Raw genomic sequence first — 17727 nt, 5'->3', positions numbered from 1 at the left:
CGACGGGGCGCCTAGCGCAACCGTCAGCCGCGCAAGCAAACGCCCTAAAATTCCATGACCTATGATCAAATCAGGCAAAGTTGCATTTGGGCCGGTGAGGGCATGATGCGCAGTGGCAGCAAGCGCCAATAACACACCTTGCGCCTCAAAAGCCCGATCAATTTTTGTCAGGCGATCGGCAGAGGTATGGATGCGTTTAGACGCTGCTCCAAAAAGACCACGAGCGCCCTGATAGCATGTGCCGCTTACGCTGTTGCTGCCCCACTCATAACTGCAGTCATCCAGGTCTGCTGCGCTTGCACATGCAATCCCGCTTGGTGCTGCGCACTGATAGGTTCCATCTGCCTGAAGTAACTCATGTGTTCCTGTTGGGCATCCACCGTCTGAAGTGAACGTGTTGCTTGGGATACAGATGTAGTCTGTTCCACCTGCGCCGACCACCCCGGTTGCCTGACAAACGCTGTTGCCGTTTGAGCAGTCATTGCCCGACTGCGAACAGTCTTCAAGGCAAGCACCCTGGTAACAAGTGCCGTTGATGGAGTTAGAGCCCCAGCTGTAGCTACAGGAATCAAGGTCTGACTTGCCAGCGCATGCGATTCCACTTGGAGCCACGCACTGATAATTGCCATCTCCTTGGTCCACTTCGTGGGTGCCAGTTGGGCACGAGTTGTCCGCTGTAAATGTTGAGTCAGGGATACATACGAAGCCTGTGGCGCCATCGCCGATGACTCCTGTTGCCTGACAAACGCTGTTGCTGTTGAGGCAATCATCACTGGCGACCGTGCATGTTCCAAGGCACGAACCTTGGTAACATTGGCCATCTACGACGTTTGTGCCCCAGATAAAGATACACGATGCAAGGTTACTCTTACCGGTACATGCAACTGCGCTTGGTGCAACGCATTGGTACGAGCCGTCCGCTTGTGCGACTTCATGTGTTCCTGATGGGCAGGTGTCGTTGGCTGTGAACTGGTTGCTCGGGATACAGACGTAATCTGTTCCGCTTGCGCCAATTGAACCTGTTGCCTGACAGATGCTGTTGCTGTTCGGGCAGTTGTTGCCGGCAGCTGTGCAGTCTTCCAAACACGCACCCTGGTAACACGTTCCACTTACAGTGTTGGTGCCCCAGGCATAAGTACAAGAAGTTAGGTCCGCAGCGCCTGCACATGCAAGAGCACTTGGTGCCACACACTGATAGCTTCCATCCGTCTGAATAACCTCATGTGTACCTGTTGGGCAGGTGTTGTCTGCCGTAAAGGTGTTGTCCGGGATACAGATGTAGTCTGTGCCCGGTGCCGCGATGGCTCCGGTTGCCTGACAAATACTGTTTCCATTGGCGCAATCGTTACCTGCCTGCGTGCAGTCTTCAAGACACGCACCCTGGTAGCAAGTACCTGACACGCTGTTAGTGCCCCATGTGAATGAACATCCATCGAGATCACTGAGTCCTGCACATGCTGCCCCGCTTGGAGCTACACACTGGTAAGAGCCATCGGCCTGAACCATCTCATGCGTGCCAGTTGGGCAAGTGTTATCCGTAGTGAATGTGCTGCTTGGGATACAGATGAAATCTGTGCCCGGTGCACCAACCACGCCCGTTGCCTGGCAGATGCTGTTGCTGTTAGCACAGTCGTTACCTGCCTGCGTGCAGTCTTCAAGACACGCGCCCTGGTAACAAGTACCTGACACGTTGTTGGTTCCCCATGAATATGTGCAGGATGCAAGATCGACCTTGCCAGAGCAAGCAACATTACTCGGTGCCACGCACTGGTAGGTGCCATCTGTCTGAAGGATCTCATGTGTCCCTGTTGGGCAGGTGTTGTCCGCGGTGAACTGATTGCCTGGGATACAAACAAAGTCTGTTCCGGCTGCGCCAATGGCTCCTGTAGCCTGACAGACACTGTTTCCATTGTTACAGTCGCTGCCAGAGATACTGCAGTCCTCGAGACACGCTCCCTGGTAACAGGTACCGCTCACAGCATTGGTTCCCCAAACGTAGGCACACGAATCAAGGTCCGACTTACCGACACAGGCTACGCCGCTTGGTGCCACGCATTGATAAGTGCCATCAGACTGAGCTTCCTCATGAGTGCCCGATGGACATGAGTCGTTGGCCGAGAACTGGCTGGATGGGATGCAGACAAAGTCCGTGGATCCAAGCCCTATGACACCCGTTGCCTGACAAACACTGTTGGCGTTTGCACAGTCGCTGCCATTTTGAGTGCAATCCTCAAGACACGCACCCTGGTAACAAGTACCAGATACGCTGTTGGTTCCCCATGTGAATGAGCAAGTGTCTAGGTCATTAAGGCCTGCGCACGCCACACCACTAGGTGCAACACACTGGTAAGAACCATCAGCCTGAACCATCTCATGCGTGCCAGTTGGGCAAGTGTTATCTGCTGTAAAGGTGCTGCCTGGGATACAGATGTAATCTGTGCCTGGTGCAGCGATGGCTCCCGTTGCTTGGCAAATGCTGTTGCCATTAGCGCAATCGTTACCTGCCTGTGTACAGTCTTCAAGACATGCGCCCTGATAACATGTGCCGCTGACGGAGTTTGAACCCCACGTGAAGCTACATGAAGCAAGGTCTGCTTGGCCCACACAAGGCACGGCACTTGGTGACACGCACTGATAGGAGCCGTCTGCTTGAGCCATTTCATGTGTACCGCTTGGGCACGTGTTGTCTGCTGTAAATGTATTCCCCGGGATACAAACAAAGTCTGTGCCCGGTGCACCGACAACGCCCGTTGCCTGACACACACTGTTGCTGTTGCCACAGTCGTTACCGTTGTCCGAGCAGTCTTCCAAACATGCACCTTGGTAACACGTACCGCTGATGCTGTTTGTGCCCCATGCATACGCGCAAGCTGCAAGATCAGCCTTGCCTGAGCAAGCTACGCCACTTGGTGCAACGCATTGATAAGTTCCGTCAATCTGCGCGACCTCATGTGTTCCTGATGGGCACGTGTTGTCCACTGCAAATGTGTTGGCTGGGATACAAACGAAGTCTGATGCAGGCGCTCCAATAACTCCCGTTGCCTGGCACACGCTATTGCCGTTGGCGCAGTCGTCGCCCGCAATCGAGCAATCTTCAAGACAAGCACCTTGGTAGCATGTCCCGCTGATGGAGTTACTGCCCCAGTCATAAGTACAGCCATCAAGGTCATTAAGTCCGGCGCACGCTACGCCGCTAGGCGCAACACACTGATATGAGCCATCACTCTGAGCAACCTCGTGTGTGCCCGTTGGACAAAGGTCGTCATCAGCAAATTGACTGCCTGGGATACAGATGAAGTCCGTACCCGGTGCACCAATGACCCCAGTTGCCTGACATACACTGTTGCCGTTGTTGCAGTCGTCTCCTGCTACCGAACAGTCTTCAAGGCACGCGCCCTGGTAACAAGTTCCGTTCACAGTATTTGTTCCCCATGCATAGGTACAGGCCGCAAGGTCTGCCAGCCCCGCACATGCGACTCCACTTGGCGCCACACACTGATAACTTCCGTCGGCTTGAGCCGCCTCGTGTGTTCCTGATGGGCAGGTGTTGTCTGCGGTAAACGTGCTGGCCGGGATACAGATGAAGTCTGTGCTCGGTAATCCAATAACGCCCGTTGCCTGACAAACGCTGTTCTCGTTGGCGCAATCGTTGCCGAGACTGGAACAATCCTCAAGGCATGCACCTTGATAGCAAGTACCGTTGACTGAGTTTGAACCCCACGCATAACTGCACGCTGCCAAGTCTGCCTTGCCTGCGCAGGCTACACCACTAGGCGAAACACACTGATACGTGCCATCACCCTGAGCAACCTCATGCGTTCCTGAAGGACAGAACCCTTCCGCGGGGAACTGGTTCGATGGAATACAAACAAAGTCAGTAGCCGGGTCACCGATTACACCGGTAGCCTGACAGACACTGTTGCCGTTATTGCAGTCGTCACCATCAATGGAGCAATCCTCAAGGCAAGTCCCTAAGTAACATGTGCCTGTAATTGAGTTTGAGCCCCATGCGAACGTACACGCATCGAGGTCGCTGAGACCTACACATGCGACACCGCTCGGCGCAACGCACTGGAATGTACCATCACCTTGAGCAGCCTCATGTGTACCTGTCGGGCAGAGGTCGTCGGCAGCGAAAGTGCTGCCTGGGATGCAGATGAAGTCCGTATCCGGTGCTCCAATCACACCTGTTGCCTGACAAACACTGTTAGCGTTGCCGCAATCGTCACCATCGATGGTGCAATCCTCAAGACAAGCACCTTGGTAGCATGTACCAGAGATGTTGTTGCCGCCCCATGTGAACGTGCAGCTGTCTAGGTCGCTTGAACCTGCGCACGCCACACCACTCGGTGCAACACACTGATAAGTACCGTCTGCTTGCGCCACTTCATGCGTACCCGATGGGCACGTATTATCGACTGTAAATGTGTTTGATGGGATACAGACGAAGTCTGTGGATGGTAGACCCACAACGCCTGTTGCCTGACAAACACTGTTGCTGTTGGAGCAGTCATCACCGGCGCCCGTACAATCAGCAAGGCATGCAGACTGATAGCAAGTTCCGTTGATAGTGTTTGAGCCCCATGTGAATTCACATGTAGTAAGGTCTGCTGCGCCCGCGCACGCTACGCCGCTAGGCGCCACACACTGATAGGTCCCGTCTGCTTGAGCAGCCTCATGTGTGCCTGTTGGGCAAAGGCCTGCTGCTGGGAACTGACTGGCTGGAATACAAACAAAGTCGGTGGCCGGGTCACCGATAACACCGGTGGCCTGACATACGCTGTTGCCATTGTTGCAGTCATCACCGTCAATGGAACAGTCTTCAAGGCAAACACCTTGGTAACAAGTTCCCTCGATATCATTGTTGCCCCATGTGAATTCACAGCTATCTAGGTCGCTGGCTCCGACGCAGGCGATGCCGCTTGGCGCCACGCATTGGTAAGTTCCGTCATCTTGAGCCACTTCGTGTGTGCCCGACGGACACAGCCCTGATGCGGTGAATGTATTACTCGGGATACACACGAAATCAGTGGATGGGTCCCCGACGATGCCAGTAGCCTGGCAAACACTGTTTGGGTTGGCGCAGTCGTTGCCGGCACTCGAGCAATCTTCAAGGCAGACATCCTGATAGCATGTGCCGTTTACGGTTAACCCAAAGTAATCAAACGAACAGGCGTCGAGATCACTGAGGGCTGCACATGCGATTCCGCTAGGTGCCACGCAGTCAAAAGTACCGTCCCCGTTATCTGAAGCGTGCGTGCCTGTTGGGCAATCACTTGCTGCAGCAAACTGATTATTCGGAATACAGACACCGCCAGTCGCGGGGTCGCCAATAACGCCAGTTGCCTGGCAAGTACTGTTCGGGTTCACACATCCTACTTGCGCCGCAGGGTCGCATGTTGCGACGCAAGCTGCAGGCGTTGCGCCCGTACCAAAACAGACACCACTGGAGGTCACGCTATTGTAGTCGAAGCTACAAGCCTGGCCGATAGTGCTGCTGTAGTCAGTTGGGTCTGCCTCGTCGAAGCACGGGATGATTGAAGGTGGCGTACAGAATCCGTCGGTACAACTAAAGGTACCAGTTGGGCAGTCTGCATTTGTCTGACAAGCAGGTGGAACGCAAATCGACTGAGTCGAAGGATCTCCAATTACGCCTGTTGGCTGACATACTGCACCAGCCATGACACAAGTACCGCTTGGGTCGTTGTAGTCACAGGTCGGGAGACAAATGGTCCCAGTTCCTGGGTCAAAACAGGTACCCGTTACTTCTTCGCCGCCAGCGTATTCATAAGCACACGCTGTACCTGATGCCGCGTACGCAGCGTCGCCGCTACCTGCAACAAAGAGCATTACGTAGTTACCGTTGTAATCGGTGAGCCGGGTTCCACTGCCCTTTTCGCCCACTTCATAGATAACAACTGGAGCAGCTGTGTTTCCGATGAGGCCGTCAGCGCCAGTTGCGCCCACGGTTTGACCAGAAGCGTCCAAGAGGTAGGTGCCGTCTGCCTGAAGCCGGATGATGTCATCCTTATTTGGGGCAACTTGCACTGCTCCGCCAGGACCGTCCAGCGTAGCTGGGTCGTCCGAGCCATTCACAGCCCATGCACCATTTGTGTCCACAAACAGAGCAATGTTTGCTGTTTCTGCGGCACTCAATGGCGGGTTAAACATATTCGCCCAGTCCTCGAGGCTGTCAGCATTTCGGGCAAGCACGATATAGCTGCCTGTTGAATAATCACCGCTGAAGTCTTCTGTGAACTGAATAGATGCGGCATCGGTACCGTTTTGGTGAACCGAGAGGCCATAGCCCGTTAAATCAGCATCGGCGACACCTGCAACACAAGCTTCCGCTGATGGCCCAACACAGATTCCGTCCACGCAACCGTGGGTGCCCGCAGGGCATAGGGAATCGACATCGTTTCCGTCAGCATCGCGGCAGCCGCTCGGCACACAGAGTGCCATTGTGTTTGGATCTTCAAGAACACCAAATGGCTGGCAAACAGCGTCTGCCATCGGGCAGGATTCCTCTGGGTTGCGAACATCGCAGGTAGGCAAGCAGGCTGAGCCTGTACCGGCATCGAAACATTGGCCCACTGCGGTTTGACCCGAGTACTCATACGTACAAGCCGTACCATCGGCAGCAAAGATAGGATTACCAGCACCGTCAGCACCCGTGGTACATGGAACGATAGAAGGTGCTACGCAAATACCGTTTTCGCACCCGTGGGTACCAGCAGGACAAAGCGAATCATCATCGGTGCCGTCGGCATCTTTACATGTGCTCGGAATACAAAGTGCATAGGTTGCAGGATCTTCAAGCACACCAAGCGCCTGACAAACGGCATCGCCGACTCCACACGAACCAATTGGGTCGTTCACATCACACTCAGGCAAACAAATCTGACCCGTGCCAGCATCGAAACATCGACCGCCTACAGATGCGTCACCGTAGGTGAACGAGCACGTGTCGCCAGAACTTGCACCTGCGCACGCAGTTGCAGATGGCGGCACACAGATTCCCGCAACGCAACCATGGGTTCCGGAAGGACAGTTTGCATCATCTGGGTTGCCAGCAGCATCATTACACCCGCTTGGCACACAGAGTGCGGTTGTCGCAGGGTCCTCGATCACGCCAAACGGCTGACAAACGGCATTAACCATCTCGCAGCTTCCATTCGGGTCTGCCGCATCGCATGTTGGTAAACAGAGCGTGCCCCCAGCTCCAGCATTGTAGAAACACTCCCCTGCAATCGCGTTGTCGAAGTAGTTATAAAAACACGTGTCACCGTCGGCCAGCGCGCCGCCTCCCGTAACAGGTGCTCCATCTTGAACACCTAAGTTTTCTTCAACGTTTGGATCCGTACAGTTGAACACATTGCCGAAACCGGTCGCCGCACCGCTGTTACAAGTATAGGAGCCGTCTTCACACGTTTGCTCACAGCAATCACCGCCGTCAAAACCGCAGGACTCAACGTTGTTGCCGTTATCGCAGTAACCATCCCCGATCCAGCTCGTATTACCTCCACAAGCGCTGAGGTCCCAGCCGTTTACATCGTAGCTTGATGGCACAACACAGCCGCCGGCGGTATCGATTCCCGCAGGCACGCATGTTCCGTTAAAACAACCGTGTGTACCAGCAGGACAACCGCTGTCATCAACACATCCAGATGAGTCAGGAATACAAACTTGAACGGTCGCAGGGTCGCCCAGTGCGCCTACTGCTTGACAAATACTGTTTCCGTTGACGCAGTCATCACCTGCTACAACATCGCAAGTATCAAGGCAGGCCGCCGGTGATGTACCTGTACCGAAGCAAGCGCCGTCGACCAGCGCCCCAAGATAATCAATTGTACATGCGTCGCCGAGCATGCTCGTAAAATCTGATGGGTCCGCGGGGTTTGCACATGCTACCGCCGATGGCGTGATGCATATTCCGTCGATACACTCCAAAGCGCCGCTTGGACAATCGGAACTCACGGTGCAGCCGAGAGTCGATGGGATACACAGATTGAGAGTCGCTGGGTCGCCGATAGCGCCCGTTGCTTGGCAAAGGTTGTTGGCGTTGGCGCAGCCTACGCCCGCTGCAACATCACATGTCGCGAGGCAAGCAGGAGCAGTTTCACCAGTTCCGTAGCACGTGCCACCGAATGTTCCGCCCATGTATTCAAAGGAACAATCGTAGCCTATCATAACTGTAAAGTCTGAAGGATCAGCGCTGTCGAGGCATGGCGTAACAGAAGGAGCAGCACACGCACCATCGATACAGCCGTGCGTTCCTGTCGGGCAATCAGAGTCAACGGTACAACCGCTGCTTGCCGGGATACAAACATTCACTGTCGTTGGGTCACCGGTGATACCGGACGCCTGACAAACACTACCTGAGTTAAAGCAACCTACGTTGTTTACAGGATCACATGTGTCCAAGCATGCCGCTGGCGTGGTCCCTGTACCGAAACATTTACCAGCCACACTGACATCTAAATAATCAAAGCCGCAGTCGGACCCAATCATGCTGGTGAAATCTGTTGGATCAGCCGGATTCACGCATGGACCCACGCTAGGCGGAACACAGGCGCCATCATGACAGACAAACGAACCACTTGGGCAATCGCTGGCCTCCTCGCAGCCAGCTGAGGTCGGGATACATACATGCACTGTCGATGGATCACCAACAAGGCCGGTTGACTGACAGATGTTGTTCGCGTTCGCACAACCCGTTCCCTCTGATCCGTCAAGTGGGGATGGGTTACAGGTGTCGAGGCAGACAGCCGGTGATGCGCCCGTTCCGAAGCAAGCTCCGTCATAAGAAACTCCACCGTAGTCAAACGTACAGCTTTCGCCCAGCTTACTCGTGAAGTCTTCGGGATCATCAGGATTCGCACAAGGAAGCGCTGATGGTGCGATACAAGAACCCTCGGTGCAACCAAATGTACCGGTTGGGCAATCGCTGTCTTCGCTACACCCTACCGTGTTTGGAATACAAATCTGAACGGTGGCTGGGTCGCCAATGGGGCCCGATGCTTGGCAAATATTGCTCGCGACCGCACATGGGGTTGGGTCTGAACCGTCGGCTGGGGCCAAGTCGCATGCAGCAAGACATGCTGGTGGCGTTGTGCCTGTACCAAAGCAGATACCGCTAACTTCAGTATCGTTGAAAAGGAACCCGCAGTCCTGTCCGATGGTCGCAGTGAAATCGTTTGGATCATCAGGTGATACGCAGGCAACGGCCGAAGGCGTCACGCAGCCGCCCTTGTCGCAAAAGAGCGAACCGCTTGGGCAATCGCTATCAACTTGGCAACCGAGGGTGTCAGGAATACAGACGTTAACCGTAGCAGCGTCACCAACAGCACCAGTTGCCTGGCAAATATTGTTTGAGTTTGCACATGCAATAGGCGCTGAACCATCAAATGGTGATGGGTCGCAATTTGCAAGACACGCTGCCGGCTCTTGTCCTGTTCCGAAACAACTGCCCGTCACTTCAGATCCGAGGTATGTAAACTCGCAGGCCTGCCCTAACTTGGTAGCATAATTGCCTGGGTTTTCTTCATCAAGGCAAGGGTAAATACTCGGTGGAACGCAGGCACCCTCAATACAACGGTGTGTTCCGGATGGGCACTGGCTATCCTCAAGGCAACCCAGGTTGCTCGGAATACAGACTGTTACTGTTGCGGGGTCACCGACGAGTCCGATGGCCTGACAGATGCTATTGGGGTTTTGGCAGCCAATTTCTTCATCACCAGCAGCGCCGCTCGGAGAGCACTCTGCAAGGCATGCGGCCGGCGAGGTGCCGTCCCCATAACAGGCTCCCGTCAAGGTCGCTCCGAAGTAACCAAACTCACAAGCATCTCCAAGCGTGCTGGTGAAGTCAGAAGGGTCGTCAGCATTCAAACAAGGAATAACCGATGGTGGCACGCACGCTCCGTCGTAGAAACCGTGGGTACCTGTCGGGCAATCTTCGTCACCCAAGAGAATGTTATTGGGAATACAAACCTGAACGGTTGATGGGTCACCGATGATGCCTGCTGGCTGACACACGTTGTTCGGATTCTCACAAGCAATGCCACTTTCAACATCACATGACGCCAAACAGACCTTTGACGCTTCGTCGGCGCCGTAGCAATAACCGTAATGGTCGCTGCCGAAATAGCTAAATGAACACGCACCGTTCATTTCAACCCCGTCGCAAGCAATCGCGGACGGCGGCACACAGGAACCATCGTAGAGACCGAGAGTACCCGTTGGGCAAAAAGCTACATCAGGAATTTGCCCGGGTGGAATACATACACCGTATGTTGTCGGATCACCGATGATACCGGAAGCTTGGCAAACACTGCCCGGCGTCGCGCAGGCGACTTCACCAACAGGGTCACAGACTGCCAAGCACAATGGATCTCCGCCCGCCGAAAAGCAGCGCCCTTCGGTCCCGCCGGGTGTTGCACAAATGTCACCGATATTTTCGCAGGTTCCACCGCCACCAAAAGGTGATACGCAGACACCATTTTCACAACCAAAGGTACCGGCCGGACACTCAGCATCTGAAGCGCAGGCCGTTTTACACAAAGCTGGGACGTTTTCAGTGTTCTCGATATCCTCTACTGCGCCGAGGGGCTGGCACACGGAAGAGGCTTCATTGCAACCGATTGACGGGTCGCATGAGTTTACACAGATTCGAGTTGAGGTTGCAGGGTTCGTTACACAGTACCCAACCATTGCCTGACCAGTGGCATCATTAGGACCGAAGCATTGTGAGAACTCGTCTTGACCGTCGCAGGTATCGGTCGGCGACTTGCAATCGCCGTTAATGCAGCCGAACGAGAACACGGGGCACTCTTCATCGGACTGACACTGACGCTGACAAACACCGTTCGCCGTGAGGTCAAAACCATCGTTACACTCGAACCCGCAGCTCACACCATCGCAGGTGGCCGTTGAGTTGGATGGAGCAGCAGCGCGGCAATCGACACCAGCAGGTGTGCAGCTATTGACCGTGTCATCTGCAAGGCATCCCGAGGGGTCTCGCGCATCGTTTACGTGAAAGCCTTCATCGCACTCCCAGGCGCATTGCGAGCTTACACATGACGCAGTGGCGTTCTCTGGTGCGGGACACGCCGTCTCTTCGGCACCGCAGTTGTCTGTAACCGTGCCGTCTTCTGACGAAGACTCTTCCTCGAAGAACTCGGCAATCATACAACCGGATGTTAAGAACGACATAAAACATATGAGAACCAGGCCAAACGGCCCTTTGATGCTATTAATCACTGCATTTACCCCCCGCTACTGGTCGTAGCTAACGTCGATAACGAATCGACAGTTCAAAAATTATAGGACTTTTCAGATGTCGCTCAAGCGGATCTCAACAAGTTCAAGGTGTGTGATCCCGCTCACATTCCGTGGGCACACAGCGACCCACATGTGGGATAACCGAGCGGTGCAAAATGCAACGACCTCATTTTGACAATCAAATTTTCATCAGCGAACGAAACTATCTGAAATTTTTAGGGAATATTTCGGACAAGGAATGAATCAGCATCATTCATAAGCAGCGCAATCATGTATAGGCGCGGCGGATAACGCACGCTGACAAAAGGGATCTTCGGGGTGTTTTTTTGGTCGGTTTAAGTCAGAAAGCGACGCGAGAAAATTGCAATAACGGAAATTAGAGCTCGGTGCCGACTCTTTTTCGTCGAAGAAGGTGTATCAATATGAAACACAAAGGGAGCCAAAAGATGGGCGCCGAAGTTGCGCTGCAGCCGAGATCTTCCTCTGTCTTAATTTGAGACACGGGAGCCACTGGCTCCACGGTTTTCGTGGATGCGCTCAAAACCCGCCAATGTGAACCGGTTGTGGATGAATAGAGAAGCCGCGCTGACACTTTTTCGAAGTCGCCAGGCAGAGCTATGATGTCCCCGCTCTGCCCTGAAATCGTCGTCATCGCGCCTAAGGCGTTGACCAGCTGGACCTCTACAGGATGACCGACAACGTCGCCGTTGCCATTCCAGGCGTGGACAGTAACAGTGTCATCGCTTACTTGACCATTAAAGCTCAGAACGGATTTCGTGACAGCCGTATAGGCACGCCTTACACGCTGAGTGGAGTTGGTGCCTTGCTGGCGCACCATGACCTCGATCTCGTGTGGCCCCGGGAACCTTAGTTGCGGCTGTTCTAGAACTAGGACTCCGTCCGCTCCTGGCGCACGGTAGTTGTACCATGGCCCTCGCCCGTCAACCCTGACCGCATATTCCCCTTGAAAGTATGAATCTGCGAGATGCAATTCCCAGTCGCGGCTATTCTCGTTGAAACGAATATTGGCTCCACTGATTAGGCTCTCCTCAGCCGAGGTGTCGTTGTTTGAATAACAAAGGTCGTTTGTAGGGTCCCCTAACTCCGACTCTGTACAGATTTTTAAGTAAACGGCCAGGTGTCGCCCTTCAGGGCCTTCAGCGTTAAGCTTCCGAACTTTGAGCCCAAGGGGTGCCCCCAGTGTTTCTGGGCCGAGGTCCACTTTGAAAGCGTCAGCATCTTCTAATAATGTGGGTAGAAATACACCGATTAAGTCGGCAACAGCCGCAGGGTCGAAATCAGTCCCAATCTCATTGTAGGACTCGTACACATCAGCGAGGTCCAGCTGATCAATCATTATCTGAAGTGCACCCGTTGCATCAGGCACCAGGGAGACATTGATCACGAGGTTGAATTTGAACGCCAAAAGCCGCTGAACCGAATCGTCAATTAAAGGATAAATGGCGAGTTCTACATCCGGCCAAAAAATCTTAATATGGCTGTCTACTTCATCTTCAGAGATAATGTCGCCGCTCCCGAAAGTAACCATCATCGGTAAGGTTGGAACCAGAGCTAAGGTCACAGGCTCATCAGGCCCAGCCATGGTGGCGAGACCCGGGGCTATAAGGCTAATAAGCGAGACGGTCGGAGAGAATGTTCCGCCCGAGAGTTCCTCAAGAACCTCTGGCTTGAGATTGATACAGAGGTTGCCGCCGTTGAATAAGCTGTAGGCAGCTCGCTCGAGTAGCACATCGCCGAGTGTAAGCATGAGGTCGAAATTTTCCCATCGAAGCTGACCCGTAACCGGGTCTGGAGCCTGGATAACGGCACCCGGTGGGTCGATTTGCGGCAGCAGCCAAGATGAAGGCCCTATTTCAGGTACACATGGAACATACTCACTATGAAAGCCTGTATCGAAATCGAAATTCAAACCTTTGTTACCGGATTCACCGGTTACCGTTGGGGAATCAAGATCAGCAGTGACCAAATAGCCCATTGGGTCTGAGCGTTCATTCCCAACACCGAGCAGTGACACCAAATCGAGTTCGCCTGCTACTTCGAGAGGCTCATCTCCAAGTGCTCCAACCAGGCTATCCGCAATCAGTTCGGCGAGAAGGCTCGCCAGGAACTCGCTCTGGAGCAAGGTCTCAACCACACTGGTTGCCCAGTCTGTCACGGTACACCACGTACCACATCCGTCGTTGCCACAAGCAGGGTCACCAATGGCACCCTCTTGGCGGATATTAAAATCCAAGTTTAGGTCGTCGAGGTTCATAGTATCAGGGACCATGGTCAGGTATGGCTTAAGGTCCTCACCCAGCTCGATGTTGGGCCGTAAAACAACTTTGGCGGATTCGATGGTGATGCCTGCGTTTGCGCCGGGATCATCAATGAAGCTGCACGCGTTTTGAGCGCCAAAGCCAGTAAGGAGCCACACCATATCCAATGAAACGTTTACAAACTGGTCGGGACTACATGAACTCATGCTGCTTTCGGGGCAGCCAAATATCATTTCGATGCCGGGCCCATCCGCATCATTTATGAGGCGGGTGTGGACGTTGCCATCGAGGCTATCCAGATGGAGGCCAAGATTGGACCGGTGGCACGGTTGCCCATTGCACTCACCGGAGCGCACTTCCGCGTAAATGGTTGTAAAAAGAAGGTTTGTGCTGCTCTCCAGCGGAGCACCGGGCTCTCCCAGGTAGAGTTTGGCGATGTTTGGGTCGTCGCTGGACAGCTCGCAGGCTGACGAAGTATCCTCACCTTCAGGGGTGCACCCTGCCTTCAAAATACCTGGAACCGCACGGCCAATGCTGTCGAAACCTGTCTCGGTAACTCGAGCTCGAACGGCAGACTCTGTTGGTGCAGCCTCAGCAATATCACGGGGATAGACGTAATCACCCGCGCAGGCGCAGCCGCCTCCAGTGCCATCATCGGCACATGCAAGTGCTGATAATAGAATAAACGTACCGACCAAATTCAAACGGTTCATTACTGGACCCCCATGACCTATAAACTCTTTGATGCCGTTTATAGCGGGGATGCTGCCAGATCAAAAGTGTAATGGGCACCAGAGGGCTCTAAACCCCTTGGTAATTTGGGCGTCGCCTCTCGAGAAGTGCACTGAGCCCTTCCAGGGCATCTGAACTCCCGAAGATGGACTTAAGCTTTGCCAATTCGGCGCTTAGGCCCTCATCAAGGTCTTTTTCGCTCGCAATGGCCGTTAGCTCCTCCACCATGCCGATGGCCAGCGGTGCTTTAAATGAGACTTTCTTCAATATCTTTAACGCCTTGGCCGACTCAGGCTCAGTGGCTTGCCCTTTTAGCAAGTCATTAGATGACGTTTCAGCGAGCCATTGTGCAACCTCGCGGGTTGGCTCATCAAGGTTACTCAACTCGGCAGCCGTTTGCACCTTGTCCGTCTTCAGCGCTCGAGCGATGGCGTCATCTAATTCCTCAACACCAACAACTTCATCAGCCAAGTTTAACCTTGCGAGGTCTTTCGAGGATAAGAACGCGCCGGTGTAGATGTAATAGCGGGCAAGACCAAGCCCCAGTCGCCGCGTGAGGCGTTGCGTGCCGCCGAGGCCAGGATAGATGCCAATGCCTGTTTCAGGGAACCCCATCGATGCTCGATTGGTTGCGACGATGGCGTGGCACGAAAGTGCTAGCTCAGCTCCGCCGCCCAGCGCTAAACCGTCCATCGCGCAGATAACGCGCTTTGGACTTTTTTCGATTGCACGAAAAATCGCCTGCCCCTTTTCAGTGAAGGCTTGAATCTTGTCGAGGGAATCCCCCCTGATTTTGTCTACGAAGAATTGAACATCAGCCCCGGCTACAAATGCTTTACCGGCCCCAGCGATAACAATGCCATCGACTGACTTGTCTTCCTGGGCCTCCTCGAAGCGCTCGCCTAGCTGGGAAACTGTTTCCGGATCCAGTGCATTAAGCTTATCGGGACGGTTAATCATGATTGTGGCGATAGAATCTTCCACATCAAGGCTTACCCGCGACAACACGAAGGGGTCTGGCCCAGCGAAGCATTCAGGGAAATCTAGATTGTATTTTTCAGTGAGAGATTTAACGTGCTGAGTAGCGACCGCTTTGCCTATCTGGTTTGCTAGTTCGAACGGGCCAATGGGCCATCGCAAACCAACGCGAGCGCCAATGTCGGTATCCTCAAGCGTACTCACGCCTTCATCCACAAGATGGCCAGCAATGGTAAAGACAACTCCCAGCAGGCGTTCTGACACGGGCTTAATGGAGGCCTCGTCAGGCTCCCCGCCTAGATTCCAGTTTTCGCCACTTTCAACTTGCGGCACTAAGGATGCGGCAGGTGCATAAAAGTCACCAAGGACGCCGGCGAGTGAGCGACTGGCGTGTAGCGTAATAGGAACGCCTGTAACGTTCATCAGCTCGAATGGTCCCATACCCACACCAAAGCACTGCTTAGAGGCAGCCTCGATGGACGCAATGGAGTGACCCTCTTCCTTGAGCCGGATGGCCTCGTTGAGCCATGGGACGAAAAAACGATTGACTACAAACCCGGGCGCGTCGGCTGAATCGATTGGGGTCTTGCCTATGCGTTCTTGGAAATTCCAAGCATCAGCCAGCACAGATTCGCTGGTGGCTTCGTGACCTATTACCTCGACAAGTCTGTTTTTTGCGGGGTGATAAAAGTAATGGAGACCAATCACTCTTTCCGGATGTTGGACGCCTTCTGCAACTTGGGCAACCAGAAAGGAGCTTGTGTTCGTCGCAAGAACCGTGTCGGGTCGCGTGATTTCGCCAAGCTTCTGAAAAAGTGATTGCTTGATGCCAATGTCTTCAAAAACAGCTTCGATTATAATATCGACGTCGTTCAAATCATTCATGTCACCGGTGGCGCTGATTCGTCCCAGAATAGTCTCAACTTGCTCTGGCTTAAATATCTTGCGCTCTACGCCTTCCATGAGAAGGGTTTCGATTCGCTTCACGCCCTTTCTGGCTTGTTCTTCATTCATATCAGCCAGGATGACATTGAACCCCTCGGTTGCGATCTTCTGGGCAATACCACTGCCCATGTTACCTGCTCCAACAACTGCTGCTTTTTGGATTGTCATGTACGGTCCCTTTGTCATTGATTTCGGCCGTGTTTAACCTCTGAAATCCTTTGAGGCAACCCATCAAATGCACTTACACCAAGGGCTTGCCGGATTTAGGTCCGTTTATCCAGCTTGGGGGAGTGTGCCCCGCTTGACTACAGCCCCCCACGTATAACACGCCTTATTTGATTGAATTTTAACACCTAGGAGTACCGTCATATCTGAGACACGGAGGGTTGCTGAATTTGCTCACGCTTTACATGACCTCGAAATGTTTGGCATAAATTTCAGTAGACACTTTAATGGGGGTTGGAGTGCCATTGCTTTTTACAACGCCCCGGAGCCGCATATGAAACGTCGTAACATGAGACACGTTATCGTAATGACCATTGCGGTCGCGATAGGAATGCCTGCCAGTCAAGCATTCGCAGACTCGGATGAAGACCTAGGTAAAAACCTTAAGTTGCTACAACAGCAACTCACAGATCTCCAGGTTCAGATTCGAGCAATCCAGGACCACCTGGGAGTTGAACCCGTTCAACACGCTGCAGACCCTGCGGTTGAGGCGGAGCCGGAAGATAAAACGCCGATGCCTCCAGGTGACGCGGCTACTGGCTGGAGCAAGAGAGACAACAAAGAGTCGCTCAAAGAGTCTCTGGCTGAGCTCGAGAAACTGGTTGCAGCTGAGCCTGCAGATGGGATCGCCTACGAATGGCTATCCCGGGGGTACTACCTTTTGACGGATGGCCACATGCGACAAGAGGAAGACTACGATGACAAGCGCGACGATATGCTGGCCACCTACAAAAAGGGTTTTGATTATGCCATGGATGGCATGAAGGCGATTAGCCCGAAATTTAACGAGTGCTTGGAGTTGCAAGATCCAGTTGAAGACTGCGTAAGCCACCTACCTATGGAAGCGGCAGGCCATATCTACTGGTACGCAGTTAACCTCGGAAAATATGCGGCATTAGATTCATTTCCAACACTGCTTTTTTACAAAGCTCAAATTTTTGCTCTGATGCAACGACTTCTCACGCTCGACGAGTATTATTTTCACGGAGCAGCTCATCGTTACTTCGGAGCGTATTACTCGAAAGCACCAGCATGGGCCGGTGGTGATATGAATAAGTCAAAACTGCATTTTGAGAAAGCGTTGGAAATTGCGCCTAATTACTTCTCGACCAGCGTCCTGATGGCGGACATGTATACCCGCAAGACAGAGGACCCTGATCACTTTAAACGGCTTTTGGATTTCGTAATCAACGCAGATAAAGACATTCTTCCAGGGCTAGCACCAGAGCAGGCTTTTGAGCAAATAAAAGCGACGAACCTTCTCGAAGAGATTGACGACATCTTCTAA

General features: G+C 53.4%; 4 protein-coding genes. 1 reads left to right on the top strand and 3 read right to left on the bottom strand.

Translation table 11 applies throughout. The features are described 5' to 3' along the window. The 3 genes from HOK28_18975 to HOK28_18965 all read right to left on the bottom strand — a co-directional run. Positions 1 to 11259, bottom strand: an 11259-nt coding sequence (locus tag HOK28_18975; GenBank protein MBT6435186.1) for a hypothetical protein, incomplete at its 3' end; no start/stop codon positions are given. A gap of 397 nt (positions 11260 to 11656) precedes the next feature. Then, positions 11657 to 14272 carry a hypothetical protein gene (locus tag HOK28_18970; protein MBT6435185.1) on the bottom strand — a complete coding sequence of 872 codons (2616 nt, stop codon included), beginning with the start codon at positions 14270 to 14272 and terminating at the stop codon, positions 11657 to 11659. Positions 14273 to 14360: 88 nt separating this feature from the next. Continuing rightward, positions 14361 to 16382 carry a 3-hydroxyacyl-CoA dehydrogenase/enoyl-CoA hydratase family protein gene (locus HOK28_18965; GenBank protein MBT6435184.1) on the bottom strand — a complete coding sequence of 674 codons (2022 nt, stop codon included), beginning with the start codon at positions 16380 to 16382 and terminating at the stop codon, positions 14361 to 14363. Between the two features lie 331 nt (positions 16383 to 16713). On the opposite strand from HOK28_18965, the gene HOK28_18960 reads away from it, so the two are divergent. Continuing rightward, a complete protein-coding gene (locus HOK28_18960) occupies positions 16714 to 17727 on the top strand; it encodes a hypothetical protein (protein MBT6435183.1) in 1014 nt (337 codons plus the stop codon).

It is taken from the genome of Deltaproteobacteria bacterium, assembly GCA_018668695.1.
GTDB lineage: Bacteria > Myxococcota > XYA12-FULL-58-9 > XYA12-FULL-58-9 > JABJBS01 > JABJBS01.
The sequence above is the reverse complement of the archived record's forward strand: the minus strand, read 5'-3'. Positions and strand labels throughout refer to the sequence as shown.

What these genes read in the sequence shown, in the direction of transcription:
- HOK28_18965 (MBT6435184.1), bottom strand. Translation starts at nt 16,382, where the DNA reads ATGACAATCCAAAAAGCAGCAGTTGTTGGAGCAGGTAACATGGGCAGT.
- HOK28_18970 (MBT6435185.1), bottom strand. Translation starts at nt 14,272, where the DNA reads ATGAACCGTTTGAATTTGGTCGGTACGTTTATTCTATTATCAGCACTT.
- HOK28_18960 (MBT6435183.1), top strand. Translation starts at nt 16,714, where the DNA reads ATGAAACGTCGTAACATGAGACACGTTATCGTAATGACCATTGCGGTC.